Here is a 24,425-nt window from a genome sequence, read left to right as displayed (position 1 = left end):
CGGGGCCCGGCCGGAGGAATCCGGCCGGGCCCCCGCGCGTGCGGGCGGCGGCGGGCCTACCGGCAGAGCACGTCCGCCTCGGGCCGGACGCCCTCGGTGAGGAAGCGGGTCACCGCCCGGTCCCCGCAGGCGTTCCCGTTGCCCAGGTAGGAGCCGTGCCCGCCGTGGTCGACGGAGACGAGCCGGGCCCGGTCGCCGAGGGCGCGCCGCATCTCCATGCCCTTGGAGTACGGGGTGGCCGGGTCCCGCAGGTTCTGGATCATGAGGATGTCGGAGGGCCCGCGGTCGGTGATGCGGACCGGCTTCTCGACGGCGCCGCCCTTCCAGTACGCGCAGGGCGTGACGTTCACCGGCATGCCGGCCGTCAGCGGGTGCCGTACGCGGTCGGCGGCGACGGTCCGTCCGAAGGACCGCACGGACCGCCGGGGCCAGTCGGCGTCGTTGCAGATGACGCCGATGGTGACGGCGGCGGCCTCGTCGGACAGGGCTCCCCGCAGCTCGGGCGGCAGCACGGGCTCGGCCGCGGGGTCGAGGGCGTCGGCGACGAGCCGGGCGAAGGCGGGGAAGGAGGCGTCGGAGTAGAGGGCCAGCTGGAGCGCCTGGAGCAGCACGGTGCCGTCGAGGGAGACGCCGGGGGTGGTCGTGGCACGCGGCTCGCGGTCGAGGCGGGCGGCGAGGCCGAGCACGAGGGGCCGGACGTCCTCGGGGCGCGCGGCGAGCCGGAGGCCGCCGTCGCCGCGGTCGGGGTGGGCGGCCCAGGCGGCGAAGTCGGGGAAGCGGTCCTCTGCTCCCCGCGCCATGCCCTCCAGCCAGCCGCGGGCGACGCTCCGCGGGTCGGGGTCGTTGCTGCTGTCGAGGACCCAGCGGTCGGTCCGCCCGGGGTACTTCTCGGCGTAGGCGGCGGCGACGTAGGTCCCGTAGGAGACGCTCCAGGCGGAGAGCCTGCGCTCGCCGAGGGCCTGGCGGAGCCGGTCGAGGTCGCGCACCTGGTTGGCGGTGGTGAGGCCGCGCAGCATGGCGCCGCCGTTGCGGGCGCAGGCCTCGGCGGTGCGCCGGGAGCGGGCCGCGTTGGCGTCGACCGAGCCGTCGGCGGCGGGCCAGGACCGCAGCGTGACCATCCACCGGTCGGCCTCGGCGAGCCCGCAGGAGGCCTTGTCGGACCCGCCGACGCCGCGGGGGTCGAAGGCGACGAGGTCGTACGTCCCGCCCGTCTCCCGGGCGAGGGCCCCGCCCTTCTGCGCGAGGCGCTGGACACCGGAGCTGCCGGGCCCGCCGGGGATGACCATCAGCGTCCCGCGCCGGGCGTCGGGGCGGGTGCCGGCGATCCGGGACACGGCGAGCCCGATCCGCGGCCCGTCGGGCCGGGCGTAGTCCAGGGGTACGGAGAGCCGGGCGCACTGCTGCCCGGGCAGCGGCTTGACGGCGGGGTCGCACGCTCCCCAGTCGAGCGCGGAGACCGGGGCGGAGGCGGAGGCGGGGGCCACGGCGCCGCCGGTGAGGCCGAGCCCGGCGACGAGGGCGACCGAGAGACCGAGGAGGGAGGCGTGGCGTGCGGGATTCGCTGTCATGTCCACAGCCTCGCGAATCCGCCGCCGGCGTCCCATCCGGCAGGCAGGCGACCGGAGGGTGGGGCCAACCCCCCGTCCCAGGTGGGGTGTTCGGAGGCGGGAAGGACGGGAGCGCGGCGGACGGGCGGACGGGCGGACGGAGCCGCCCGGCGCCGGGACGGCCCCCTCATATCCGGTGGCGGCTCCCCTCCCCCTGGGGGATCATCCCCCGCATGACCACCACCCCCGCCTCTCCCGCCCCCGCCTCCGCAGCCGGCACCTGGACCCTCGGGGACCTCACCGTCCACCGCGTCGGCTTCGGGGCCATGCGGCTTCCCCAGCGCGGCGAGGCGCTCGTCGAGGACGCCGTGCCGCGCGACCGGGCCGAGGCGATCGCCGTACTGCGCAAGGCCGTCGACCTCGGCGTCAACCACATCGACACCGCCGCCTTCTACTTCTCCCCGCTCCGCTCCGCCAACGAGCTGATCAACAGCGCCTTCGGCGGGTCCTACCCCGACGACCTCGTCCTCGCCACCAAGGTCGGCCCCTGCCGCGACGCCTCCGGAGCCTGGGGGCCGCACGCGCGCACCCCCGCCGCGCTGCGCGGCCAGGTCGAGGAGAACCTGCGCCAGCTCGGCCGCGACCACCTCGACGTCGTCAACCTCCGCATCGTCGGCACCGATTCGATCGCCGAACGCTTCGGCGCCCTCGCGGAACTCCGCACGGCCGGCCTCATCCGCCATCTCGGCGTCTCCAACATCACCCCCGAGCAGCTCGCCGAAGCCCGGGAGATCGCCCCCGTCGTCTGCGTCCAGAACATGTACGGGATAGGCGTCCGCCCCGAGTACGAGGACTTCGTCCGCGACTGCGGCGCCCACGGGATCGCCTTCGTGCCCTTCTACGCGATCGCCGCCGCCGGGCGCCAGGGCGGGGCCACCGCCCCCGAGAGCCCCGAGGTCCTCGCCGTCGCCGCGGCGCACGGAGCGAGCCCCGCCCAGGTCCGGATCGCCTGGACCCTCCACCAGGGCCCGCACCTCCTCGCCATCCCCGGCACCGGCGATCCCGGCCACCTGGCCGCCAACGTCGCCGCCGGCGCGCTCCGGCTCACCGACGAGGACCTCGCCCTCCTCGGCCGGCTCCACCGCGAAACCGCCGCCGCGTAGCCGGTGCCGGGCGCAGGCCGACCCGGGCGACCTCCCTAGACTCCGGCTCCATGACGCACACGCCGAGCACCGCCGCCGACCTCGCCCCCACCGGCACCCTCCGGGCCTCCATCAACCTCGGGAACCCCGTGCTCGCGCAGGGCACCCCCGAGGCGCCCGCCGGGATCACCGTCGACCTGGCCCGGGAGATCGGCGCGCGGCTGGGTCTTCCCGTGGAGCTGCTCTGCTTCGACGCGGCGCGGAAGTCGTTCGAGGCGATGGCCGACGGCCGGGCCGACCTCTGCTTCCTCGCGGTGGACCCGGCACGGGAGGCGGAGGTCGCCTTCACCGCCCCGTACGTGGTCATCGAGGGCGTGTACGCCGTCCCCCGCGACTCCGGCCTCGCCACCGTCGAGGACGTCGACGCGCCCGGCGTCCGGATCGGCGTCAAGGAGGGTTCCGCGTACGACCTGTTCCTCTCCCGGTCCCTGGCGCACGCGACGGTCGTCCGCGGGGCGGAGGGGGTCGACACGTTCCGCGAGGAGGGGCTGGAGGCGGGCGCCGGCATCCGGCAGCCGATGACCTCGTACGTGCGGGAGCATCCGGAAGTCCGGCTGATCGAGGGCCGGTTCATGGAGATCCGGCAGGCGGTCGGCACGACGGTCGGCCGCGCCCCGGAGACCGTCGCCTTCCTCCGCTCCACCGTCGAGGAGCTGAAGGCGAACGGCTTCGTCGCGGAGTCGCTGCGCCGGGCGGGTCAGGACGCGGGCCTGCTCGCTCCGCCCGCGTGACGTGACCGGAGGCCGTACGGGAACCGGGCCGCTCAGCCGCCGCCCGTCACGTCCTGCGGGGTCAACTGCCCGCCGGGAACCACGATCCGGTCCCCGGGGCCGTACGGAACGAGCTCGTCCCACCACCGCGCCGCCGGGTCGAAGCGCGCGTACGCCACGGCGCCCGCCAGGGCGGGGTCACGGGCCCTGAGCACCCGGAGTGCGAAGGCGGGGCCCTGCGGGCGGCGGACGACGCCGTCGACGGCGAGCGCGCCCAGCTCGGTGGACATCACCGGGCCGCTCAGGCCGACCGGTGCCTCCGGCCCGTACGCCGTCGGGGATGCGGGGCCGTACGGCCCCCCGGCCGCGCCCCGCGGCCGCACCCCCGCCGCGTGCACGGCCAGGACCTCGGCCAGCGGCAGGGCGAAGCAGCGGCGTACCCCCGCGCCGCGTTCGACGAGCACCCGGTGGGGGACCAGACCGAGCGCGCTCTGGGCCCGCCACATCCGCGCCCACACTCCGGTGTCGTCGTTGACGAGCCGGAGGACGGGGAGCCGGGTCCGGATCACCGCGCCGGTGGCCTGTACGCGGGCGACGGCGCGGCGGGTCGGCGCGGGGTCCAGCTCCCGGGGATGGGAGACGCGGACGAGCAGCGAGAGGCGGCGGCCGGTCGCGACGACCCGTTCGAGGAGGCGGAGGAGGTCGTCGGCGTCGGCGGCGCCGTCCGCCGTGCGGAGGAAGCGCTCCGGGGCGTGGATCACGGCCGTGGTCGCGATCCGGATCGTCCGCACTCGGGGGTGGGCCAGCAGGGGCGCGAGGTACGCGTCGAGGTCCCGCGCCCGCAGGGCGAGCGGGTCCTCGCCGTCGAGGAGGACGTCCGTGATCTCCGGGTGCCGGGCCAGGCGGGCCGCCATCGCCGCCGGTCCGCCGCGGGCCGCCCGGCCCGCGGGGTCGCCGGCGAACCGGGACGGACGGAGGCAGGAGGCGCAGTGGGCGGGGCAGGTACGGCCCCGGTCGGGCAGGACGCGCAGGGTGCCCGGGTAGGGGTGCCGGACGTCCCACGGCTCCCGGCCCGCCGGGTGCGGGTCGAGCCGTTCGCGCAGGCCGTCGACGACGAGCCGCAGCCGGTCCCCGTCGCCGTCCCGCAGGGTCCGCTCGACGGCGGCGAAGTCCGCGGGGGCGAGCAGGTCCCGGTGGGGCACGAGGAGCCGGTAGAGGGGGTCGTCGGGGGCCCTCGACCAGTCGACGAGCCGGTCGGCGGCGTGGGAGCCGAGCGTGAGCGGCAGCACCCGGCCGACGACGTCGGCGTCGTGCCCGAGGTCGGGCCGCCCGGTGCGGTCGGCGACGAGCCGGGCGAGGCGGCGGCCGGTGAGGACGGTCACCCGTTCCCCGCCCCGGTGACCTCGGTGGTCTGCACGGTCATCGCCTCCTCGAAGGCCTTGCGGGAGGCCCTGCCGGGGCCCCTCCCGCAAGGCCTCGACGACGGCTGCCGGGGCACGCCCCGGACGATGATGGGGAGCACGGCCCCCGCTCGCCAATGGCGCTAGCGGTGGCCCGACCCGGGGGCAACGGAGGAGTCCGGCCAATCGTGCGCGTCGCGTACCGGACAGCACCGGGGCACGCGGGTGTCCGCTTCACGGCGGTACAAGACGGTTTGCACGCGAGGGCTTTCGGCCGGGCGCACCCCCGGGGCATCTGCCAGATTGGCGCCTTTCCTCCGGGCTTCCGGGCGCCCGGCGGACGTCCCGGGGCCGGGCCGCCGCGGCCGGTTCGAGCGCCCCTCCCCAGGCCGGAATCTCCTCGGGAAACCGGGCCGGGCGACGCCCCGGAAGGCCTCTTCCCGGCGCCCGACGGGCCCGTGAAGCCCTTGCGGGGCGTATCCCGACCCCCCGGTGCCACCACCCGGGGAAGAGGGCGCCACGGAGTCCTCCAGAAGGCCACCGCACCTACTCTGACCTGGGCTTTCTCTCGTCCAAGCCCTACTCTGGAGATCGATTCGGAGGGGGATCCAGATGGACCTGAACGCCCGCGGCATCCGCACCGTCGACGACGTCATGAAGCTGCTCGACGGACTCTTCACACCCGACGCCGACCGCTGGACGGAGGGCGGGGCGGACTGGTGGGACCGGTTCTACGCCGACCGGGACCGGCCCGTGCCGTTCTTCGTCGCCAAGCCCGACGAGAACCTCGTCTCGTACGCCGAGCGGGGACTGCTCCCGAGCGGCGGCGGCCGGGCCCTGGAACTCGGCTGCGGGCCCGGGAGGAACAGCATCCGGCTCGCCGGCCTGGGCTACCGGGTGGACGCCGTCGACCTCTCCCCCGCCGCCGTCCGCTGGGGAGAGGAGCGGGCCCGGGAGGCCGGCGCCACGGGCATCCGGTTCGTGTGCGGCGACGCCTTCGCGCCCGCGACCGCCCTCGACGGCCCGTACGACCTCGTCTACGACTCCGGCTGCTTCCACCACCTGCCCCCGCACCGGCGCATCGGCTACCTCGCGCTCCTCGACCGCGTCCTCGCGCCCGGCGGGCACTTCGCCCTCACCGCGTTCGCCGCCGGAGAAGGCGGCATGGGCTCCGAACTGCCCGATGCCGACTTCTACCGGAAGGGCCGCCTCGACGGCGGACTCGCCTACACGGACGCCGCGTTGCGCGCGGTCTTCGCCGGCCTGACCGAGGTCGAGATCCGCCGCATGCGCGACGAGCCCGCCGACTCCCCCGCCTTCGGCGAACCCTTCCTCTGGACGGCGCTCTTCCGGCGCCCGTGACCCGGCGGGGGGAGCCGGCCCTCACATCGACCTCAGGTGCTCCGCCAGCCGGTCGTACTGCTCCCGTACCCCCGCCTCCATGCCCGCGGCCAGCGCCTGGTCCCGGCTCTCGTTCGACGGCCAGAAGGACGTACTGGTCAGGGCCGTACCCCCGTCCGGGGTCGCGTCGAAGGTGAGCGCGACGCGGACCGGGTCGGCGTCCGGCATCTGCTCGAAGACCTCCGTGTAGTCGAGCCGCTCCACCGGGACGACGTCCACGTACCGGCCGGAGAAGACGAACTCCTGCCCGTCCGGGGCGGTCTGGCCCCAGCGCCAGGCGCCGCCCACCCGCAGATCGATGTCGACGGCCGTCGTGGTCAGCGCGGACACCCCGTACCACGCACGGACGTGCTCGGGGACCGTCCACGCCTCCCAGACCCGGTCCGGCGGGGCGTCGAAGGTGCGGGTGATGACCAGCTCGCGGTCGGCCGGGGTCGTCAGGAGGGTGACCATGGTCCGTTCCCTTCACGCAGGGGCCCTTCCAGGATCGCCCCACCGCCCCCGCCCAGCACGTCCGGCACCTCCTCACGGGCGACACCTTCCGTAAACCAAGTGAACACGTTCAACAGTCGAGCGCTACAGTTCTGCCCACGCGGCCGTCTCGACCATGACGCAGCCGCCGTCTTCAGACCTGTGGGGGGTCCCTTTGCCGCGCTCAACGCGCAGGCTTCCGCACGCCTTCGTGCGTGCCGCAGCCGTCTTCGCTCTCTCGGCGGGCGTCATCACACCCGCCGTCGTCCACGCCCCGGCCGCACACGCGGCCGACGTGTCCGCCGTCTTCACCACCGACGACGCCCGGCTCGGCGTCCAGATCAGCGGAAGCCCGCTGTGGATCAAGGTCAGCGTGCTGGCCTCCACCGCCCCCGGCGCCGCCGTCCTCGCCTCCACCGACGATCTGCGCTGGCAGGACGGGAACACGGACGCGGGACGGCCCTACGGCTACGTCACCGACACCGCGCCGCGGATGCCGGAGGGCACCGCGTACGGCACCTACCCGGTCCTCGTCGAGTACCGGCAGTCCGGCGGCACCGTCCAGAAGTGGACCGGCGGCACGTACGCCCACAAGCTGCACACCGGCGTCTCGGACCTGTCCTTCGACCGGAAGACCACGAGCCTCACCGCCCGGAAGGTCGTCCTCTCCGGTCGCGCCACCACCTGGGACCCGGTCACCGGCACCGTGACCCCGGCCCGCGCCGGAACCTCCGTCAAGGTCACCGTCCACACCTACACCGACACCTGGAAGGAGCTGACCGGCACGGCCACCACCGGCTCGGACGGCTCCTTCACCCTGCCGTTCACCCCGAACGGCGCGATCACCCGCGGCACGGCGACCGTCGTCGCCCCCGCCGCCGACACCGTGCCCGGCGCGCCCGCCCCCGTCCCCGAGGTCGGCATCGAGAAGACCACCTACCGGATCGCGGCCCGGCTGGACAAGTACCGCGTCGCGAAGGACACGAACGTCACCGTCACCGGCCGCGTCGAGCAGCTGACCCCGGACGGCTGGAAGCCGTACCCCGGCGCCCCGCTCGTCACCACGAGCAGCCGGCCCGACTTCACCCTCGCGGTGAACGGGCTGATGGGCCGGGGGGTTTCGGCCGCCGACGGCACGTTCTCCTACGGGGCGCGCGCCACCTACGCGACGGGGGTCTACACCTCCCTCGCGCCGTCGGTCTACTACCGGTCCCGCGCGTACGACGAGGGGACCATCGCGGTCCCCCAGCCCTTCTCCTTCACCCACTGGGGCATCACGCTCGACGAGTACGGCAGGGTCCGCGGCACCGGCCGCATGACGACCCAGGCCTCCTGCGGTGACCAGACCGTCTCCCTCCAGGCCTCCCTGGACAACGGCCGCACCTGGCGGAACCTCGCCGGAGCCCGGGCGAGCGGCGGCACCGCCGGCTACTGCCCCTTCGAGGTCTCCTCCCAGGGCTACGTCAACGCGCTCTACCGGCTCCACCACGCCGAGACCGACCAGATGACCGCCCGGACCACCGGCAGCATCCGGCTCGGCCGCGTGCCGACCCGGTTCTCCGCGTTCGCCATCAGCCCCTCCCGCCCGTACGTGAACGCCAAGATGACCGTCTCCGGCACCCTCCAGCAGCAGAGCGGCGGCGTCTGGAAGCCCCTCAGGGGAGCCAAGGTCACCCTCCTGTTCAAGCCCAAGGGCGAGACCGAGTGGTACTGGGTCACCCGGAACGTCGCGACCGGCGCCGACGGGAAGTTCAGCTTCCGCGCCACCAACTACGGCGACGGCTCCTGGGCGTTGGTGAAGCAGTCCGCGAACGGCTACTTCTACAGCGAGACGAAGGCGAAGTACATCGATGCGCGCTGACCACCGGCGGACCACCGCCCCTCTCGCCACGGCCCTCGCCGCGGTCCTGCTCGGCGCAGGCGGCGCGGCCGCGACCCCGGCGCAGGCCGCCGGCACCCCCTCCTCCCTCGGCATCGGCCCCGCCGTCACCGACAGCCACCAGCGCGGCGCCTTCGGCGTCTCCGCCTGGACCGACACCCCCGGTGCCACGGTCACCAAGGTCTCCGCGACGCTCCGCAGGGGCGACACGGTCGTCGAGATCCCCTCGGTCCCCGCGTACGCGTGGGACAAGGGCCGCTTCGGCCTGGGTCAGGCCCCGCTGAAGCTGACCGAGGACGGCGGCACGATCCCCGCCCTCGGCCGGTACGCCATCGACGTCACGGCCACCGACTCCCTCGGCAACACCCTGACCCGCACCGACGCCGGCGTCCTCGACTTCACACTCAGGCCGCAGCTCGAGTTCGCCTTCTCCGCCCCCGGCTGGGACGACCGCACCACGGTCCCCACCGGCACCCTGACCGGAGTCCAGCCCGGCTCCGGGGACATCGTGCCGATCACCGGGCGGACGGTCGACGTCCAGCGGAGGACACCCCCGGCGAGCCCGGTGCAGTCACCCGTCACCGACGCCACCGGCACCTTCACCGGCGAGGCGTACCAGGACGTCCGCCCCGGCGACGAGTTCCGCGTGGCCTACACCGAGGACAGCGAGGAGGTCCACGGCAGCGCCGGATACACCCGCACCCTCTACACCTGGCGCCCGCACGTCGTGACCGTGAAGGCCGCCGCGGACCGCACACGGGTCCTCCCCGGGCAGCAGGCGACCGTCACCGGGCGGATGACCGACCCGGCCCGCGGCGCCGCACCGCTGGCCGGCCAGCAGCTCCAGATCGGCCCGGCCCGCGGCGGTTCCCTCGACCCGGTGTTCGCCAAGGTCGTCACGACCGACGCGGACGGCCGGTTCACCGCGAGGATCCCGTCCCTCCCCGGGCAGTACGTCGACAGCTGGACGGCCGTGCCGGTCGACCCGTACCAGAGCTTCGGCACCGCCTCGGTCGGGGGCCGGCTCGCCATGCCGCAGGAGGCACGGGTCCTCCTCAACTCCCGCTCCCTGGCGGCCGACGCCACGGTCACCGCGACCGGGACGCTGCGCGCCACCTACGACCCGGAGGCCTCCTTCGGCGCGGAGCCGCTCCTCCTGGAGGTCTCCTCCGACGGCCGGTCCGGCTGGCGGCGGATCGGCTCCGCCACGGCGGACCGCTCCTACGCCACCACCGTCCGGGGCAGCAGCCGCGGCGGCTGGTACCGGCTCCGGCACCCGGCGACGGACGCCCTCGGCGACGCCGTCAGCAACACCTTCCGCCTCGTCCGCACCGAGACCCGGATCACCGGCGCGAACGCCGGTCCCGAGCCGGTCCGCAAGGGCGCCTACGTCACCATGACGGGCACCCTCCAGCACTACACGAACCACAGCTGGCGGACGTTCGGCAGCGGCTCCGTGGCCCTGCAGTTCCAGGCCAGGGGCTCGACGACCTGGCGGCAGGTCGCCACCGGCCGGCCGGCCGCCGACGGGAGGATCTCGCTCCGGGCGAAGGCGACCGTGGACGGCACCTGGCGGCTCCGCTCCTACGGCGACGCCACGCACTTCACGTCGCCGTTCTCCTGGGCGGACTACCTCGACGTCCGCTGACCACGGGGCCGGGACCCGTTTCCGGTCCCGGAGGCCCCGGAAGCGCCCGAGGGCGGCACCCCCCTGCAGGGGAGTGCCGCCCTCGTTCCGTTCTCTCGCGGCCCGCTCACGCGTTCCGCGGTGAACCGCCGATCCCGGAGGATCAGAAGTCCATGTCACCGCCCGGCATGCCGCCGCCGGCCGGCGCGGCGGCCTTCTCCGGCTTGTCGGCGATGACGGCCTCGGTGGTGAGGAACAGCGCGGCGATCGACGCGGCGTTCTGCAGCGCGGAGCGCGTGACCTTCGCCGGGTCGATGATGCCCTCGGCGATGAGGTCGACGTACTCGTTGGTCGCGGCGTTGAGGCCGTGGCCGACGGGCAGGTTGCGGACCTTCTCCGCCACGACGCCGCCCTCGAGGCCGGCGTTGACGGCGATCTGCTTGAGCGGGGCCTCCAGGGCCAGCTTCACGATCGCGGCACCGGTGGCCTCGTCGCCGGCGAGGTCGGCCTCGAGCTTCTCGAAGACGGTCGACGCCTGGAGCAGGGCCACGCCACCGCCGGCGACGATGCCCTCCTCGACGGCCGCCTTCGCGTTGCGCACGGCGTCCTCGATGCGGTGCTTGCGCTCCTTGAGCTCGACCTCGGTCGCGGCGCCGGCCTTGATGACGGCCACGCCGCCGGCCAGCTTCGCGAGGCGCTCCTGGAGCTTCTCGCGGTCGTAGTCCGAGTCGGAGTTCTCGATCTCGGCGCGGATCTGGTTCACGCGACCGGCGACCTGCTCGCTGTCACCGGCACCGTCGACGATGGTGGTCTCGTCCTTGGTGATGACGACCTTGCGGGCGCGGCCCAGCAGGTCGAGGCCCGCGTTCTCCAGCTTCAGGCCGACCTCCTCGGAGATGACCGTGCCGCCGGTGAGGATGGCGATGTCGTTCAGCATGGCCTTGCGACGGTCGCCGAAGCCCGGGGCCTTGACCGCGACGGACTTGAAGGTGCCGCGGATCTTGTTGACGACCAGGGTCGACAGGGCCTCGCCCTCGACGTCCTCGGCGATGATCAGCAGCGGCTTGCCCGACTGCATGACCTTCTCCAGGAGCGGGAGCAGGTCCTTCACGGAGGAGATCTTGGAGTTGACGATCAGGAGGTAGGGGTCGTCGAGCGACGCCTCCATGCGCTCCATGTCGGTGGCGAAGTACGCCGAGATGTAGCCCTTGTCGAAGCGCATGCCCTCGGTGAGCTCCAGCTCGAGCCCGAAGGTCTGCGACTCCTCGACGGTGATGACGCCTTCCTTGCCGACCTTGTCCATCGCCTCGGCGATGAGCTCGCCGATCTGGGTGTCGGCGGCGGAGATGGAGGCCGTGGAAGCGATCTGCTCCTTGGTCTCGACATCCTTCGCCTGCTCGAGCAGGGCGCCGGAGACGGCCTCGACGGCCTTCTCGATACCGCGCTTGAGGGCCATCGGGTTGGCACCCGCGGCGACGTTGCGCAGGCCCTCGCGGACGAGCGCCTGGGCGAGAACGGTGGCGGTGGTCGTACCGTCGCCGGCGACGTCGTCCGTCTTCTTGGCGACTTCCTTGACCAGCTCGGCGCCGATCTTCTCGTACGGGTCCTCGAGCTCGATCTCCTTGGCGATGGAGACACCATCGTTGGTGATCGTGGGGGCGCCCCACTTCTTCTCGAGGACGACGTTGCGGCCCTTGGGGCCGAGGGTGACCTTGACGGCGTCAGCGAGCTGGTTCATGCCGCGCTCGAGACCGCGCCGGGCCTCCTCGTCGAACGCGATGATCTTGGCCATGTGAAGTGGTCCTCCCGGACATGGGGTGGATAACGCTCCAGGACCGCGCCGACGCCCGCGACGGACGGCCTCCGCGACTCCGCGTGGTTCCTTGCCCCACCCGGCCGGCGGCCTCGTCTGCCCGATCCTCGTAGCACTCTCACCTTCCGAGTGCTAACGCCAATGATTAGCACTCGCCCTATGAGAGTGCAAGCGACTCTCGATGATCGGGATACGGGGAGGGGGGTGACGGGAGGGGCGCGCGGGGGGCGTGGAACGGCTCCGGACCAGGCACGGAGCGGTGCGGGGGGGGCCGGGGAACGCGCGAGGGGTCCGCATCCCCTCAGGGATGCGGACCCCTCGACGGCGTTGCGTCGGTGGCCGATCGCGCCGCGCTCAGACGGCGAGCTTGACCATGTCCGCCTGCGGACCCTTCTGGCCCTGCGAGATCTCGAACTCGACTCGCTGTCCCTCTTCGAGGCTGCGGTAGCCATCCATCTGGATCGCGCTGTAGTGGACGAAAACATCCGCACCACCGTCGACCGCGATGAAGCCGTAGCCCTTCTCCGCGTTGAACCACTTGACGGTGCCCTGAGCCATGCCTAACTCCCCTATTACTGGCCCTTGCGCGGGACCCGCACTTCGCGGAACCCGGGTCAGACCCTGCGCCGGAACGCGTCGACCGCGGCTGAATGTATCTGCCCAACTGCCCTCTGCAACAGGTCATTCGAGCGAGAATTCTGGGCGTCCTGGAAAGACGAATTGGGGAGATTCCCTTGGATGACCGGGCAAGTCGGGCCCGGCAAAGCGCGCAGAAGGTACACAACGCGCACACACTTTGGCTGCTTCTTGTCGTGCGGGGACGCATTCTCATATGCGCCCGGCATGGGCAGCGGAGGGGACTTCCCCAACTCTACCGCGCTCAACCATGCAGAATTGCCCCTTCCGCTTTTACGCGCGGAAGGGGCAATTCAAGAGAGACGGGACGACCGGTGGTCCCGGAGGGGCTCAGCAGCCTCCGGCGACGGCCGGGATGATCGAGACGCCGGCGCCGGCCGGGGTGGCCGTCTCCAGGCCCTGCTCGAAGCGCACGTCGTCGTCGTTCACGTAGACGTTGACGAAGCGGCGCAGCTTGCCCTGGTCGTCGAGGACGCGGGCGGCGATGCCCGTGTGGTTCTTCTCCAGGTCCGCGATGACCTCGGCGAGGGTCGCGCCCTCGGCCTGGACCTCGGACTGCCCGCCCGTGTACGTGCGGAGGATGGTGGGGATGCGGACGTTCACGGCCATGTCTTCGTAACCTTTCAGTGGGCCTGGAGTGCGGACGGGCTCAGTGGGCGAGGCCGGCGTCGCGGAACGCGTCCAGGCTCGGGCGGATGGTGACGGTCGCCTGAGAGGTGTCGGCCACCGCGTCCAGGGTCTTGAGCCCGTCGCCGGTGTTGAGGACGACCGTGGTGAGGTTCGGGTCGATCAGGCCGTTCTCGACGAGCTTCCGCGTGACGCCGACGGTCACGCCGCCCGCGGTCTCGGCGAAGATGCCCTCGGTCTGCGCGAGGAGCTTGATCGCGTCCACGACCTGCTCGTCGTTCACGTCCTCCACGGCGCCGCCGGTGCGGCGGGCGATGTCGAGGACGTACGGGCCGTCGGCCGGGTTGCCGATCGCGAGGGACTTGGCGATCGTGTTCGGCTTCTGCGGGCGCACGACGTCGTGTCCGGCCTTGTAGGCCGCGGACACCGGGGAGCAGCCCTCGGCCTGGGCGCCGAAGATCTTGTAGGGCTTGTCCTCGACGAGGCCCAGCTTGATCAGCTCCTGGAGGCCCTTGTCGATCTTGGTGAGCTGGGAGCCGGAGGCGATCGGGATGACGAGCTGGTCGGGGATGACCCAGCCGAGCTGCTCGCAGATCTCGTACGCCAGCGTCTTGGAGCCCTCGCCGTAGTACGGGCGGAGGTTGACGTTGACGAAGCCCCAGCCCTCGCCCAGCGGGTCGCCGATGAGCTCGGAGCAGAAGCGGTTGACGTCGTCGTAGTTGCCCTCGATGGCGACGAGGTCACCGCCGTAGACACCGGCCATGACGACCTTGCCCTGCTCCAGGTCGTGCGGGATGAACACGCAGGAGCGGAAGCCGGCGCGGGCGGCGGCGGCGCCGACGGCGCCGGCCAGGTTGCCGGTGGAGGAGCAGGAGAGGGTGGTGAAGCCGAAGGCGCGAGCGGCCTCGATGGCCTGGGCGACGACCCGGTCCTTGAAGGAGTGGGTCGGGTTGCCGGAGTCGTCCTTGACGAAGAGCCTGCCGGGGGCGACGCCGATCTCGCGGGCGAGGTTGTCGGCCTGGACGAGCTTGGTCCAGCCCGGGTTCAGGTTCGGCTTGTCGGCGACGTCGGCGGGGACGGGCAGCAGCGGGGCGTAGCGCCAGATGTTGGCGGGGCCGGCCTCGATCTGCTTGCGCAGCGCCTCGGGGTCGCCGGTGGGGAGGTCGTAGGCCACTTCGAGCGGTCCGAAACAGAGTTCGCAGGCGAAGATCGGACCGAGCGGGAAGACTTCACCGCATTCGCGACAGGAGAGTCCCGACGCGGGACCGAGGTCGACCGAGGTGGCGGCGGGGGAAGCAGTCTGTACAGCCATGGAGGCGAGGCCCTTTCTCCTCATCTTTCCCATGACGAATTTTTCGCCATGAGACGGATTTGGCACCTTCCCTAGCCGGGGGCCTCGATGGAGTACGAGACGAACCGACTGGAGGGTTGCCGGGGCTTCAACGGGCCGTTTCCCTCTGCCCCTCTGGATGAGCGGTATTCGATTGTGAAGCGCGGTGGACTTTCGTTCCTGCGCTCCGACGCGGTCGGCACCCCGACGTGCATCGGGCATCCGCGTTGTTCAAGACTGTAACCGAAGGCCCGGACGCTTGGACCGGCCGTCCGAACCGCGAGATGGAGATCACGTGCTGGAAGAGGTGGAACGCTGGCTGGACCGGCGGTCCTGGTCCGTGGCGGACCGGCCGCTGGAGCGGATCCTCGCCGCCAAGCGGAACACGAAGGTCAGCGTCGTCCTGCCGGCGCTGAACGAGGAGGCGACGGTGGGGGACATCGTCGCCGTGATCCGGCGCGAGCTGATGTCGGAGGCGGTGCCGCTCGTCGACGAGCTGGTGGTGGTCGACTCGGGTTCCACGGACCGCACGGCGGAGGTGGCGGCCGCGGCCGGGGCGCGGGTGGTGGCGCGGGACGCGGTGCTCCCGCGGATACCGGCCGTGCCGGGCAAGGGCGAGGTGCTGTGGCGGTCGCTGATGGCGACGACCGGGGACGTGGTGTGCTTCGTCGACGCGGACCTGCGGGACTTCTCGGCGGACTTCGTGTCGGGGATCGTGGGTCCGCTCCTGACCGACCCGGACGTGGACTTCGTGAAGGCGATGTACGACCGCCCGTTCGGGGACACCCCGGGCCAGGGGGGCCGGGTGACGGAGCTGGTGGCCCGGCCGCTCCTCAATCTGCACTGGCCGCAGCTGGCCGGTTTCGTGCAGCCGCTGGGCGGCGAGTACGCGGCCCGGCGCTCCCTCCTCGAACGGCTCCCGTTCCCGGTGGGCTACGGGGTGGAGCTGGGTCTGCTCGTGGACGCCCTGCACACGGTGGGGCTCGACGCGCTCGCACAGGTGGACGTGGGGGTCCGCAAGCACCGGCACCAGGACGGTCTCGCGCTGGGCCGGATGGCGGCGGCGATCTACCGGACGGCGCAGCTGCGGCTCTCGCGGGGGCATCTGGTGCGGCCGCGGCTGACGCAGTTCGAGCGGGGCGAGAAGGGCTTCGAGCCGCGGACGTACGCGGTGGACACGGAGGAGCGGCCGCCGATGGCGGAGATCGCGGAGTACGCCCGGCGCCGCGTCGCCTGACCCCGCGGAGCCCCCGACCGACGCGCGGCCCCCGTGGCGCCGTCGCGCCGCCCGCCCCGCTGCCGCCGCCCCACGCCGCCCTGCCCGCGTGGCGAAACGCCCCATGATGATCCGTTTTGCATACATTCCTCTTTTATGCGCTTCAGACACCATCACCTGGGCAGGGGGCTCGCGGCCGCCGTGGCCGTCGGACTGGCGGCGGGCTCGCTCGCGTTCACCGCGGCGGGGCCGGCCGCCGCGGACGCCGTCGAACCGTTCGGCAAGCGGTACGACGCCTCCCTGTACGGCGACTTCACGATGACCGGCAACACGGTCATGGGCCGCCCGGGCCCGGACGGCGGCGGCACCTCGGTGACGCGGCGCACCGGCGCCGCCGGCCCGGGCGGCGGCCACGGCTCCAGCACCGCCCGGGTGCACGTCCCGGCGGGCGCCGAGGTGGCGTACGCCCGGCTCTTCTGGGGCGGCGACGACGGCACGTACCGGGCACCGGACGGCACGCGCCTGAAGCGCTGCGCCCCCACCGGCGCGGACGCCGGGCGCTCCCCCGGCGATCCCACGACGACCGCTCCGGTGATCAGGGTGGGCACGGGCGCGGCGACCCCGGTCTCGATCGACAGCATGGCGGCCGACCCGGCCGGCACCGACGGCCCGCACCACTACACGGGCGAGTCGGACGTGACGGCCGCCTTCGCGGGCACGACCGGGACGGACCGGCAGGTGACCGTCGGCAACATCTGGACGGCCGAGGGCCCGGGCTGCGAGGCGGGCTGGTCGCTCACCGTGGTCCACCGGTTCCCCGGCCCCGACCCCGTCCGCGCCCCCGAGCGGCGGAACGTGTACGTCTACGGCGGCCACGTCGTCCAGCGCCCGGGCTCCCCCGCGACCACGGTCACCGTGGACGGCTTCCGCCGGAGCGGCGGCGCGGCGCGGGCCGGCTTCGCCACGTACGCGGGCACCCTGAACCCCCCGGGCGACGCCCTCCACGTCGGCGGCGCCGGGATCCCCGGATCCCGCACGGGCGGGACCCACGGTGCCGGCGCCCCCCGCCGGGCCGACGGCCCGGGCGGCGGAGCGACGGCCCTCGCCCTGCCCGAGGACGCCGTCCCGCAGGGCGCCGTCTCGGCCGACCTGGCCCTCTCGGCGCGCGGCGCCGCCTTCGTGGCCTCCTCGCTCGCCTTCTCCGTGCCGGTCCCCGACCTGGAGATCACCAAGACGGTCAGCCCGCGCACGGCGAAGCCGGGCGACACCCTGACGTACACGATCACCGCGCGGAACACGGGCACCCTGGACCACCCGGATGCCCGCTTCGGCGACGACCTCACCGGGATCCTCGACGACGCCGACTACCGGGGCGACGTGCGGGCGGACCTGGGCACGGCGGCGTACACGGCGCCCCGGATCGGCTACCGGGGGACCGTCCCGGCCGGGAGGACGGCCACCGTCACCTACTCGGTGAAGGTGCGGAACCGGCCGGCCGGCGACGGCCGGCTCCTCGGCGGCGTGACGGCCGAGACGCCCCGCTCGACCTGCGGCGACGGCAGCACGGACCCGGCCTGCGCCGCGACCGCCGACCTCGACCGCCCGAAGCCCGCGGCGAAGCCGACGCCCACGCCGACCCCCACTCCCACGCCCACTCCCACGCGGACGCCGACGCCGACGCCGACGCGAGCGGACCCGACCCCGGCCGCCGAGGACCCCTCGCCCACCCCGGCGGACCCGACGCCGCCCCCCGCCGAGCCCACTCCGGCCGCCGCCGACGAGCCGGACTTCGCGCCCCCGGCCCCGGGCCCCCGGGGCACCGGCGGCGCGATGGCCGAGACCGGCGGCAACGGCGAACGCCTGTGGCTGCTGGGCGCACTGGCCCTCGCCCTCGCCGCGACCGGCGCGGTGGCCAAGGCCGCGATGCGCGGCCGCCGCGAGGGCTGACGCCCCCCGGGGAGGTCCGGCCACCGTCCGTGGCCGGATCCCCCCGACTCGTATACGTACGTTTGAGCGTTTACCGGACGGGCTAGGTTCGCCCCATGGCATCTGTGCTCGTGGCATCGAACCGTGGACCCGTCTCGTACGTGCGCGGCGAGGGCGGAGAGCTCGACGCCCGCAGGGGCGGCGGCGGCCTGGTCTCCGGGCTGAGCGCCGTCTCCTCGCAGGACAGCCTGTGGGTCTGCGCCGCCCTCGGCGAGGGCGACCGGGAGGCCGTCCGGCGCGGGATCGGCGAGCCGGGCGTCCGGATGCTGGACATCGACCCCGAGGTGTACTCCGACGCCTACAACGGCATCGCGAACTCGGTCCTCTGGTTCCTCCACCACCACCTGTACGACATCCCGCGCGAGCCCGTCTTCGACGCGGCGTTCCGGCGCCGCTGGGAGTCCTACCGCGCCTACAACCGCGCCTTCGCCGAGGCCCTGGCCGCCGAGGCGGACGACGGCGCCGCGGTCCTCGTGCAGGACTACCACCTCGCCCTGGTCCCCGGCATGCTCCGGGAGCTCCGCCCCGACCTGCTGATCAGCCACTTCACCCACACCCCCTGGGTGTCCTCCGCCTACCTGCGGATGGTGCCGGACGACATCGTCGAGGAGCTCCTGTGGGGCATGCTCGGCGCCGACGAGCTCGGCTTCCACACCTGGGGATGGGCCTCGGCGTTCATCGGCTGCTGCTCCCCGCTCGACGACTCGACGGGCACGGCGCAGGGCGTGTGGCCGAGCGGCGACCCCTGGCACGGGGTCACCTGGCGCCGGAACGGGGTCGGGAAGGGCCGCACCCGGGTCCGCGCCCACCCGCTGGGCGTCGACGGGGACGAACTCCGGGCCCTGGCCCACCGCCCCGTGGTCGACGAGGCCCTCGCCCGCCTCCGCGCCGAGGTGGGCGACCGCCGCACCATCGTCCGCGTCGACCGCACGGAGCTGTCGAAGAACATCCTGCGCGGCCTCCTCGCCTACCGGGAGCTGCTCACCACCCGCCCGGAGTGGCGCGGCCGAGTGGTCCACCTCGCCTCCGCCTACCCCTCCCGGCAGGACCTGGAGTCGTACCGGGCGTACACGGCGGCGGTGACGGAACTGGCCGAGGAGATCAACGCGGAGTTCGGCACGGACGACTGGCGGCCGGTGATCGTCTCCGTGGAGGACGACTTCGTCCGCTCCCTCGCCGCGTACCGGCTCGCGGACGTCGCCCTGGTGAACCCGGTGCGCGACGGCATGAACCTGGTCGCGAAGGAGATACCGGTCGTGTCGGAGGCGGGCTGCGCCCTGGTCCTGTCGACGGGCGCCGGCGCCTACCGGGAACTGCGGCAGGACGCGCTCACCGTGAACCCCTTCGACGTCTCGGAGACGGCCGAGGCCCTGCACACGGCCCTGTCGATGCCGCGAGAAGAACGGGCCGACCGCACCAAGCGCCTGGCGGCGGCCGCCACGGCCCTCCCGCCCCAGCGCTGGTTCCTGGACCAGCTGGACGCCCTGCGCGAGGAGCGCTAGGGGGTGTCCTGGCCCCCGCCACCGCGCCCGTCCGGCGGTGGCGGACCGGGCCCGCTCAGGCCCCCCGTACCGCCTCCGCCAGCGCCCCGAGGAACTCCACGACCCCCGGCGGGCCCGGCACGGCCAGGTCCGCGCGGTCGGCCAGCTCCGGGACCTCCGTGGATCCGCTGCACACGAGGAGGCCGGGGGTGCCGTCGGAGCGGAGCTTCTCGACGGCGGCGAAGGCCGGCAGGTCGCCCAGGTCGTCGCCCGCGTAGAGCACGGACCCGGCGTCCACCTCCCGCAGGTACTCCGCGAGCGCGACGCCCTTGTCCATGCCCGGGGGCCGGAGCTCCAGGACCATGCGGCCGGGCTCCAGGACCAGGCCGTGACGGGCTGCGAGGTCGCCCAGCGGACCCTTGAGCGCCTCGAAGGCGCCCTCCGGGTCGAGCGCGCGGCGGGTGTGCACCGCGACCGCACGCCCCTTCTCCTCGATCCACACGCCCGGCCACGCGCCGGCCCGGTCGAGGAAGCCGGGGAGCTCGGCCCGGACGGAGGCCACGCCCGGGTGGGGGGCCGCCGCCCGGACCGTGCCGCTGACGGCGTCCCAGCGTTCGGCGCCGTAGTGGCCGAGCACGACGAGGTGCTCCAGGCCGGGGACGCCGGCGAAGCCGCCGTACCGGACGGCGACCCCGGCGGGGCGGCCGGTCACGACGGCGACGGAGGCGACCTCGGGGGCGAGGGCGGCGAGCGCCTCGACGGCGCCGGGGTGGGCCCGGGCGCGTTCGGGGTCGGGGACGATCTCGGCGAGCGTGCCGTCGAAGTCGAGGGCGACGACGGCCTTCGCGGGCCGCGCGAGGAACGCCGCCAGACCGTCGCGGCCTGCGGACGTGGTCGGGTGCGGGAGACTGACCATGCTCCCGACCCTACCCAGGCGCGCCGCCCGCGTCAGGGCCACGAACAAGACGGGCGCCCGACAAGCGCCGGTACGCGCTCCGGGGCCGGTCCGGCATCACCCCGGTCCGGCACCGCCCCGGCACCGCCCCGCCGCCGCTATCTCCGCTTCCGCTTCTCCTCCCGCACCCGCCGCAGCCGGTTCACCGTCACCGGGTCGTGGGCGAGGGCCCTGGGATCGTCCAGGAGGGCGTTGAGCAGCTGGTAGTAGCGGGTCGGGGAGAGGCCGAGGGTCTCGCGGACCGCGCGTTCCTTGGCGCCGGGCCCGGGCCAGGAGCGGCGCTCGACGGCGAGGACGGCCCGGGCGCGCTCACCGAGCCCGCCCTCGTCGCCGCCGTCCGCCGCTTCCCGCTCCTCGGTCATGCGACCAACCTATTACCCGACGCCCCCGGCGCGGCAGCCGCGCGAGCGGCGGCCGCGCGAGCGGCGGCCGCGCGAGCGGCGGCCGCGGCCGTGCGCGACCTACTCGGCGTTCTCCGCCGCCGTCGCGGCCCGGCCGATCGAGCCGAGGACCTCGGCGGGGACTCCGGCGGGGGTGACGGCCTTGCCGATGTTCTGCTTCACGTTCTCGCTGACCTGGGCCCAGGACGTCTTGCCGACCGGCGGGAGCTGGCTCTCCGGGAGCGTCTTGAGGAAGACGCGCAGGTTGGCGTGCTCGGGCTCGGTCTCCATGCGGGTGGAGGCGGTGACGGTGACCGGCAGGAGGTCGTTGTCGCCGGCGAACTTCAGGACGTTCTCGTCGCTGAAGACGAAGTTGAGGAAGTCGCCGATCTCCTTGCGGTGGCCGTTCTGCTTGAAGCCCATGATCCAGTCGGCGACGCCCATCGCGCTGTCGGCCCGGCCGTCGACGCCCGGGAGCGGGACCTGGCCCACCTCGACGCCCTTCCTGGCGGCCTCCTTCAGGAGCGAGGGGTGGCCGTTGAGCATGCCGACCTCGCCGTTCGCGAAGGCGGCGAAGGCCGCCTTGCGGTTGAGCTTGCCGGGGGCGACCGGACCGGTCAGGCCCTTGCCGACCAGCTCGTCCTTGAGCCATTCGAAGGTCTTGATGTTGGCGTCGGAGTCGACCGCGTAGTGGTCGGTTCCGTCGGTCCAGCCGCCGCCGCCGCTGAGCATCCACATCAGCGCCTCGGCCTGGGCCTCCTCGGGGCCGAGGGGCAGCGCGAAGGGGGTGCGGACACCGTCGTCCTTGAGCTTCCCGGCGGCCTCGGCGAGCTCGTCCCAGGTGGTGGGGGCCTTGGCGCCGGCCTCGTCGAAGAGGGTCTTGTTGTAGAACAGCGGCCGGGTGGAGGCGACGAACGGCAGCCCGTACTGGACCCGCTTGTGCTCGCCGGCGTCGACGAGCGGCGCGAGGAAGTTGGACTGGACGGGTATGGAGAGGAGCTCGTCGGCGGCGTAGAGCTGGTCGGCGGCGGCGTAGTCGGCGTAGGCGCCGATCTGCGCGATGTCGGGGGCCTGGCCGGCCTTGACCATCTCGGCGACCTTGCGGTCGACGTCGTCCCAGGACTCGACCTGCACCTCGACCTTGATGCCGGGGTGATCGGCCTGGAAGGCCGAGACGAGGCCGGCCCAGTACTTCTTCGTGGAGTCGCCGCCGTTGAGGTCGTAGTCGGCGGCGACCAGTCTGAGGGTCACGTCGCCGGAGTCGCCTCCGAGCGAGCCACAGCCGGAGACCGTGGCGGTCAGTCCGAGTGCGGCGACGGCCGCGGTCAGTCCAAGGAATCGTCGCCGCTCCACGGCTTCATCCACCTTTTGCTCGTCGTTGAGCTGCATCGAGCCGCACGTTTGCTCTGCGCAGGGCCGTAAGTCTCTCGCGTGCGCGGGTATGAGGTCTACACCACTCGGGTATCACTTCCGCAACGCCGCCGGGACGATGGGCCCATGACGGGACCCGAATTTGTATCCGTACGCAACAATCCTCGGCAGTGGACTAGACCTTTTGGGTCCCCGAGGGCCAAACTGTCACCCGTGAGACACGTCATCGCCCTGGATGTGGGCGGCACCGGCATGAAGGCCGCCCTCGTCGGGGCGGACGGCACCCTGCTGCACGAGGCCCGCCGCGCCACCGGGCGCGACCGCGGCCCCGAGGCCGTCGTCGAGACGATCCTCGGCTTCGCCGCGGAGCTCCGCGCCCTCGGCCAGGAGCGGTACGGCGAGCCCGCGGCGGCCGCCGGAGTCGCCGTCCCCGGCATCGTCGACGCGGAGAACGGCATCGCCGTCTACGCCGCCAACCTCGGCTGGCACGACGTTCCCATGCGCGAACTCCTCAGCGGCAGACTCGACGGCATCCCCGTCGCCCTCGGCCACGACGTCCGCACCGGCGGACTCGCCGAAGGCCGGATCGGCGCGGGCAACGGCGCCGACCGCTTTCTCTTCGTCCCCCTCGGCACCGGCATCGCCGGCGCCATCGGCATCGGCGACCGCATCGAGGCCGGCGCCCACGGCTACGCCGGAGAGATCGGCCACATCGTCGTCCGCCCCGGCGGCACCGTCTGCGGCTGCGGCCAGCGCGGCTGCCTGGAGCGGTACGCCTCCGCCTCCGCCGTCTCCCAGGCCTGGGCCGAGGCGAGCGGCGACCCGAAGGCCGACGCCGCCGACTGCGCCAAGGCCGTCGAGTCCGGCGACACCGCCGCCCTGCGCATCTGGCAGGACGCCGTCGACGCCCTCGCGGACGGCCTGGTCACCGCCCTCACCCTGCTGGACCCCCGCACGCTCATCATCGGTGGCGGTCTCGCCGAGGCCGGGGAAACCTTGTTCACACCACTTCGGGCCGCGGTGGAGGAGCGAGTCACGTTCCAGAAGCTGCCCGCCATCGTCCCGGCGGCCCTCGGGGACACCGCCGGATGCCTGGGCGCGGGCCTCCTCGCCTGGGACCTGCTCGCCCACCAGACCCCCCAGCGCCCCACCGACTCGGAGGTTTCCGCCTGATGGCCGATCACAAGGTTCTCGCCGGCGCACACGTCGTGCTGCCCACCGGAATCGTCGAGAACGGACGCGTGATCGTCGAAGGCGACCGCATCGTCGGCAGCACGGCGCAGGACACCCCGGCCATCGACCTGACCGGGCACTGGCTCGTCCCCGGCTTCGTCGACATGCACAACCACGGCGGCGGCGGCGCGTCCTTCACCTCCGGCAGCGTCGACGAGGTCCTCAAGGGCGTCCACACCCACCGGCTGCACGGCACGACCACCGTCGTCGCCTCCTTCGTCACCGGCGAGATGGACTTCCTCACCCAGCGGGCCGGGCTCCTCTCCGAACTCGCCGAGCAGGGCGATCTCGCCGGCCTCCACTTCGAGGGCCCCTTCATCTCCCCCTGCCGCAAGGGCGCCCACGACGAGACGCTGCTCCGCGACCCCGACCCGGCCGACGTCCGCAAGCTGATCGACGCCGCCCGCGGCCAGGCCAAGATGGTCACCCTCGCCACCGAACTGCCCGGCGGCATCGACTCCGTGCGCCTGCTCGCCGAGCACGGCGTGATCGCCGCCATCGGCCACACCGACGCCAGCTACGAGCAGACCGTCCAGGCCATCGACGCCGGCGCCACCGTCGCCACCCACCTCTACAACGCGATGCCCGCCCTCGGCCACCGCGCCCCCGGCCCGATCGCCGCCCTCCTGGAGGACGAGCGGATCACCGTCGAACTCATCAACGACGGCACCCACCTCCACCCCGCCGCCCTGGAACTGGCCTTCCACCACGCGGGCCCCGAGCGCGTCGCCCTCATCACCGACGCCATGGACGCCGCCGGCTTCGGCGACGGCCGCTACATGCTCGGCCCCCTGGAGGTCGAGGTGAAGGACAGCGTCGCCCGCCTCGTCGAGGGCGGTTCCATCGCCGGCTCCACCCTCACCCTCGACCGCGCCTTCAAGCGCGCCGCCACCGTCGACGGCCTCCCCGTCGAATCGGTCGTCCAGGCCATCTCGGCCAACCCGGCCCGCCTGCTCGGCGTGTACGACCGCGTCGGCTCCCTGGAGCCCGGCAAGGACGCCGACCTCGTGGTCCTGGACGCCGCGTTCGACCTCAAGGGCGTCATGCGCAAGGGCGAGTGGATCGTCGAACCGAAGCCCTGAACACACCTCACACGCCTCTGATCAGGAGTCACGCGGAAGGGCGGTCGGCCGGGGGTCTGGGCCAACCGCCTTTCGTTT

At 73.5% G+C, this 24,425-nt stretch carries 20 protein-coding genes and 1 riboswitch; of the genes, 10 read left to right on the top strand and 10 right to left on the bottom strand.

The genetic code is table 11. The features are described from left to right. Positions 1-56: 56 nt before the first annotated feature. Positions 57-1,568 carry an alpha/beta hydrolase gene (locus ACF09E_RS21460; RefSeq protein WP_392206548.1) on the bottom strand — a complete coding sequence of 504 codons (1,512 nt, stop codon included), beginning with the start codon at positions 1,566-1,568 and terminating at the stop codon, positions 57-59. 212 nt (positions 1,569-1,780) lie between these two features. On the opposite strand from ACF09E_RS21460, the gene ACF09E_RS21455 reads away from it, so the two are divergent. Both ACF09E_RS21455 and ACF09E_RS21450 read left to right on the top strand, forming a co-directional pair. Continuing rightward, positions 1,781-2,710, top strand: coding sequence for an aldo/keto reductase (locus ACF09E_RS21455; protein ID WP_392206547.1), 930 nt, complete (start codon positions 1,781-1,783; stop codon positions 2,708-2,710). Positions 2,711-2,760: 50 nt separating this feature from the next. After that, complete coding sequence (locus ACF09E_RS21450; protein ID WP_392206546.1) at positions 2,761-3,480, top strand: transporter substrate-binding domain-containing protein; 720 nt, start codon at positions 2,761-2,763, stop codon at positions 3,478-3,480. A 32-nt stretch (positions 3,481-3,512) separates the two neighbouring features. On the opposite strand, the gene ACF09E_RS21445 is transcribed toward ACF09E_RS21450, so the two are convergent. Beyond that, positions 3,513-4,841, bottom strand: coding sequence for a lysine 2,3-aminomutase (locus tag ACF09E_RS21445; RefSeq protein ID WP_392206545.1), 1,329 nt, complete (start codon positions 4,839-4,841; stop codon positions 3,513-3,515). A 630-nt stretch (positions 4,842-5,471) separates the two neighbouring features. On the opposite strand from ACF09E_RS21445, the gene ACF09E_RS21440 reads away from it, so the two are divergent. Then, the gene (locus ACF09E_RS21440) at positions 5,472-6,221 is read left to right on the top strand and encodes a class I SAM-dependent methyltransferase (protein ID WP_392206544.1); all 750 of its coding nucleotides are present in this window, start codon (positions 5,472-5,474) and stop codon (positions 6,219-6,221) included. A gap of 21 nt (positions 6,222-6,242) precedes the next feature. Here ACF09E_RS21440 and ACF09E_RS21435 read toward each other — a convergent pair whose 3' ends face one another. Further along, on the bottom strand, positions 6,243-6,713 hold the full coding sequence (locus tag ACF09E_RS21435) for an SRPBCC domain-containing protein (protein WP_392206543.1): 471 nt from the start codon (positions 6,711-6,713) through the stop codon (positions 6,243-6,245). Between the two features lie 229 nt (positions 6,714-6,942). Here ACF09E_RS21435 and ACF09E_RS21430 point away from each other — a divergent pair, with 229 nt between their 5' ends. After that, positions 6,943-8,592 carry a hypothetical protein gene (locus ACF09E_RS21430; RefSeq protein WP_392206542.1) on the top strand — a complete coding sequence of 550 codons (1,650 nt, stop codon included), beginning with the start codon at positions 6,943-6,945 and terminating at the stop codon, positions 8,590-8,592. Continuing rightward, entirely contained in the window at positions 8,582-10,258 is a 1,677-nt protein-coding gene (locus ACF09E_RS21425) for a hypothetical protein (RefSeq protein WP_392206541.1), read from the top strand. Before ACF09E_RS21430 ends, ACF09E_RS21425 begins: the two co-directional genes overlap by 11 nt. 142 nt (positions 10,259-10,400) lie before the next feature. Here the strand turns inward: ACF09E_RS21425 and groL are convergent, their stop codons facing one another. From groL to thrC, 4 genes are all read right to left on the bottom strand, one after another. Further along, positions 10,401-12,029 (bottom strand): chaperonin GroEL, encoded by a 1,629-nt coding sequence (gene groL / locus ACF09E_RS21420; protein WP_361863050.1) that lies wholly within the window; start codon positions 12,027-12,029, stop codon positions 10,401-10,403. 375 nt (positions 12,030-12,404) lie between these two features. Beyond that, positions 12,405-12,608 carry a cold-shock protein gene (locus ACF09E_RS21415; protein ID WP_015035246.1) on the bottom strand — a complete coding sequence of 68 codons (204 nt, stop codon included), beginning with the start codon at positions 12,606-12,608 and terminating at the stop codon, positions 12,405-12,407. Positions 12,609-13,016: 408 nt separating this feature from the next. Beyond that, the gene (locus tag ACF09E_RS21410; RefSeq protein WP_017238235.1) at positions 13,017-13,295 is read right to left on the bottom strand and encodes a MoaD/ThiS family protein; all 279 of its coding nucleotides are present in this window, start codon (positions 13,293-13,295) and stop codon (positions 13,017-13,019) included. 40 nt (positions 13,296-13,335) lie between these two features. Then, complete coding sequence (thrC, locus tag ACF09E_RS21405; RefSeq protein ID WP_392206727.1) at positions 13,336-14,649, bottom strand: threonine synthase; 1,314 nt, start codon at positions 14,647-14,649, stop codon at positions 13,336-13,338. Then, a riboswitch (SAM riboswitch) is annotated at positions 14,643-14,789 on the bottom strand. Its footprint overlaps the gene before it by 7 nt. 149 nt (positions 14,790-14,938) lie before the next feature. On the opposite strand from thrC, the gene ACF09E_RS21400 reads away from it, so the two are divergent. From ACF09E_RS21400 to ACF09E_RS21390, 3 genes are all read left to right on the top strand, one after another. Beyond that, a complete protein-coding gene (locus ACF09E_RS21400) occupies positions 14,939-15,880 on the top strand; it encodes a glucosyl-3-phosphoglycerate synthase (protein ID WP_388792362.1) in 942 nt (313 codons plus the stop codon). 135 nt (positions 15,881-16,015) lie between these two features. Continuing rightward, complete coding sequence (locus ACF09E_RS21395) at positions 16,016-17,806, top strand: hypothetical protein (protein WP_392206540.1); 1,791 nt, start codon at positions 16,016-16,018, stop codon at positions 17,804-17,806. A gap of 95 nt (positions 17,807-17,901) precedes the next feature. Then, positions 17,902-19,347, top strand: coding sequence for a trehalose-6-phosphate synthase (locus tag ACF09E_RS21390; RefSeq protein WP_392206539.1), 1,446 nt, complete (start codon positions 17,902-17,904; stop codon positions 19,345-19,347). Positions 19,348-19,402: 55 nt separating this feature from the next. Here the strand turns inward: ACF09E_RS21390 and otsB are convergent, their stop codons facing one another. The 3 genes from otsB to ACF09E_RS21375 form a co-directional block, all read right to left on the bottom strand. After that, entirely contained in the window at positions 19,403-20,242 is an 840-nt protein-coding gene (gene otsB, locus ACF09E_RS21385; protein WP_392206538.1) for a trehalose-phosphatase, read from the bottom strand. Positions 20,243-20,379: 137 nt separating this feature from the next. Then, positions 20,380-20,643, bottom strand: coding sequence for a DUF3263 domain-containing protein (locus ACF09E_RS21380; protein ID WP_361856804.1), 264 nt, complete (start codon positions 20,641-20,643; stop codon positions 20,380-20,382). 99 nt (positions 20,644-20,742) lie between these two features. Further along, positions 20,743-22,050 (bottom strand): ABC transporter substrate-binding protein, encoded by a 1,308-nt coding sequence (locus ACF09E_RS21375; RefSeq protein ID WP_392206537.1) that lies wholly within the window; start codon positions 22,048-22,050, stop codon positions 20,743-20,745. A 195-nt stretch (positions 22,051-22,245) separates the two neighbouring features. Here ACF09E_RS21375 and ACF09E_RS21370 point away from each other — a divergent pair, with 195 nt between their 5' ends. Beyond that, positions 22,246-23,205: an ROK family protein gene (locus tag ACF09E_RS21370; protein WP_361856798.1), complete on the top strand. Its 960-nt coding sequence runs from the start codon at positions 22,246-22,248 to the stop codon at positions 23,203-23,205. After that, positions 23,205-24,347: an N-acetylglucosamine-6-phosphate deacetylase gene (nagA, locus tag ACF09E_RS21365; protein ID WP_392206536.1), complete on the top strand. Its 1,143-nt coding sequence runs from the start codon at positions 23,205-23,207 to the stop codon at positions 24,345-24,347. Before ACF09E_RS21370 ends, nagA begins: the two co-directional genes overlap by 1 nt. Positions 24,348-24,425: the final 78 nt, after the last annotated feature.

This window comes from Streptomyces sp. NPDC014891, from assembly GCF_043081085.1.
GTDB lineage: Bacteria > Actinomycetota > Actinomycetes > Streptomycetales > Streptomycetaceae > Streptomyces.
Note: the sequence above shows the minus strand (reverse complement) of the source record. Positions and strands in the feature narration are given on the sequence as shown.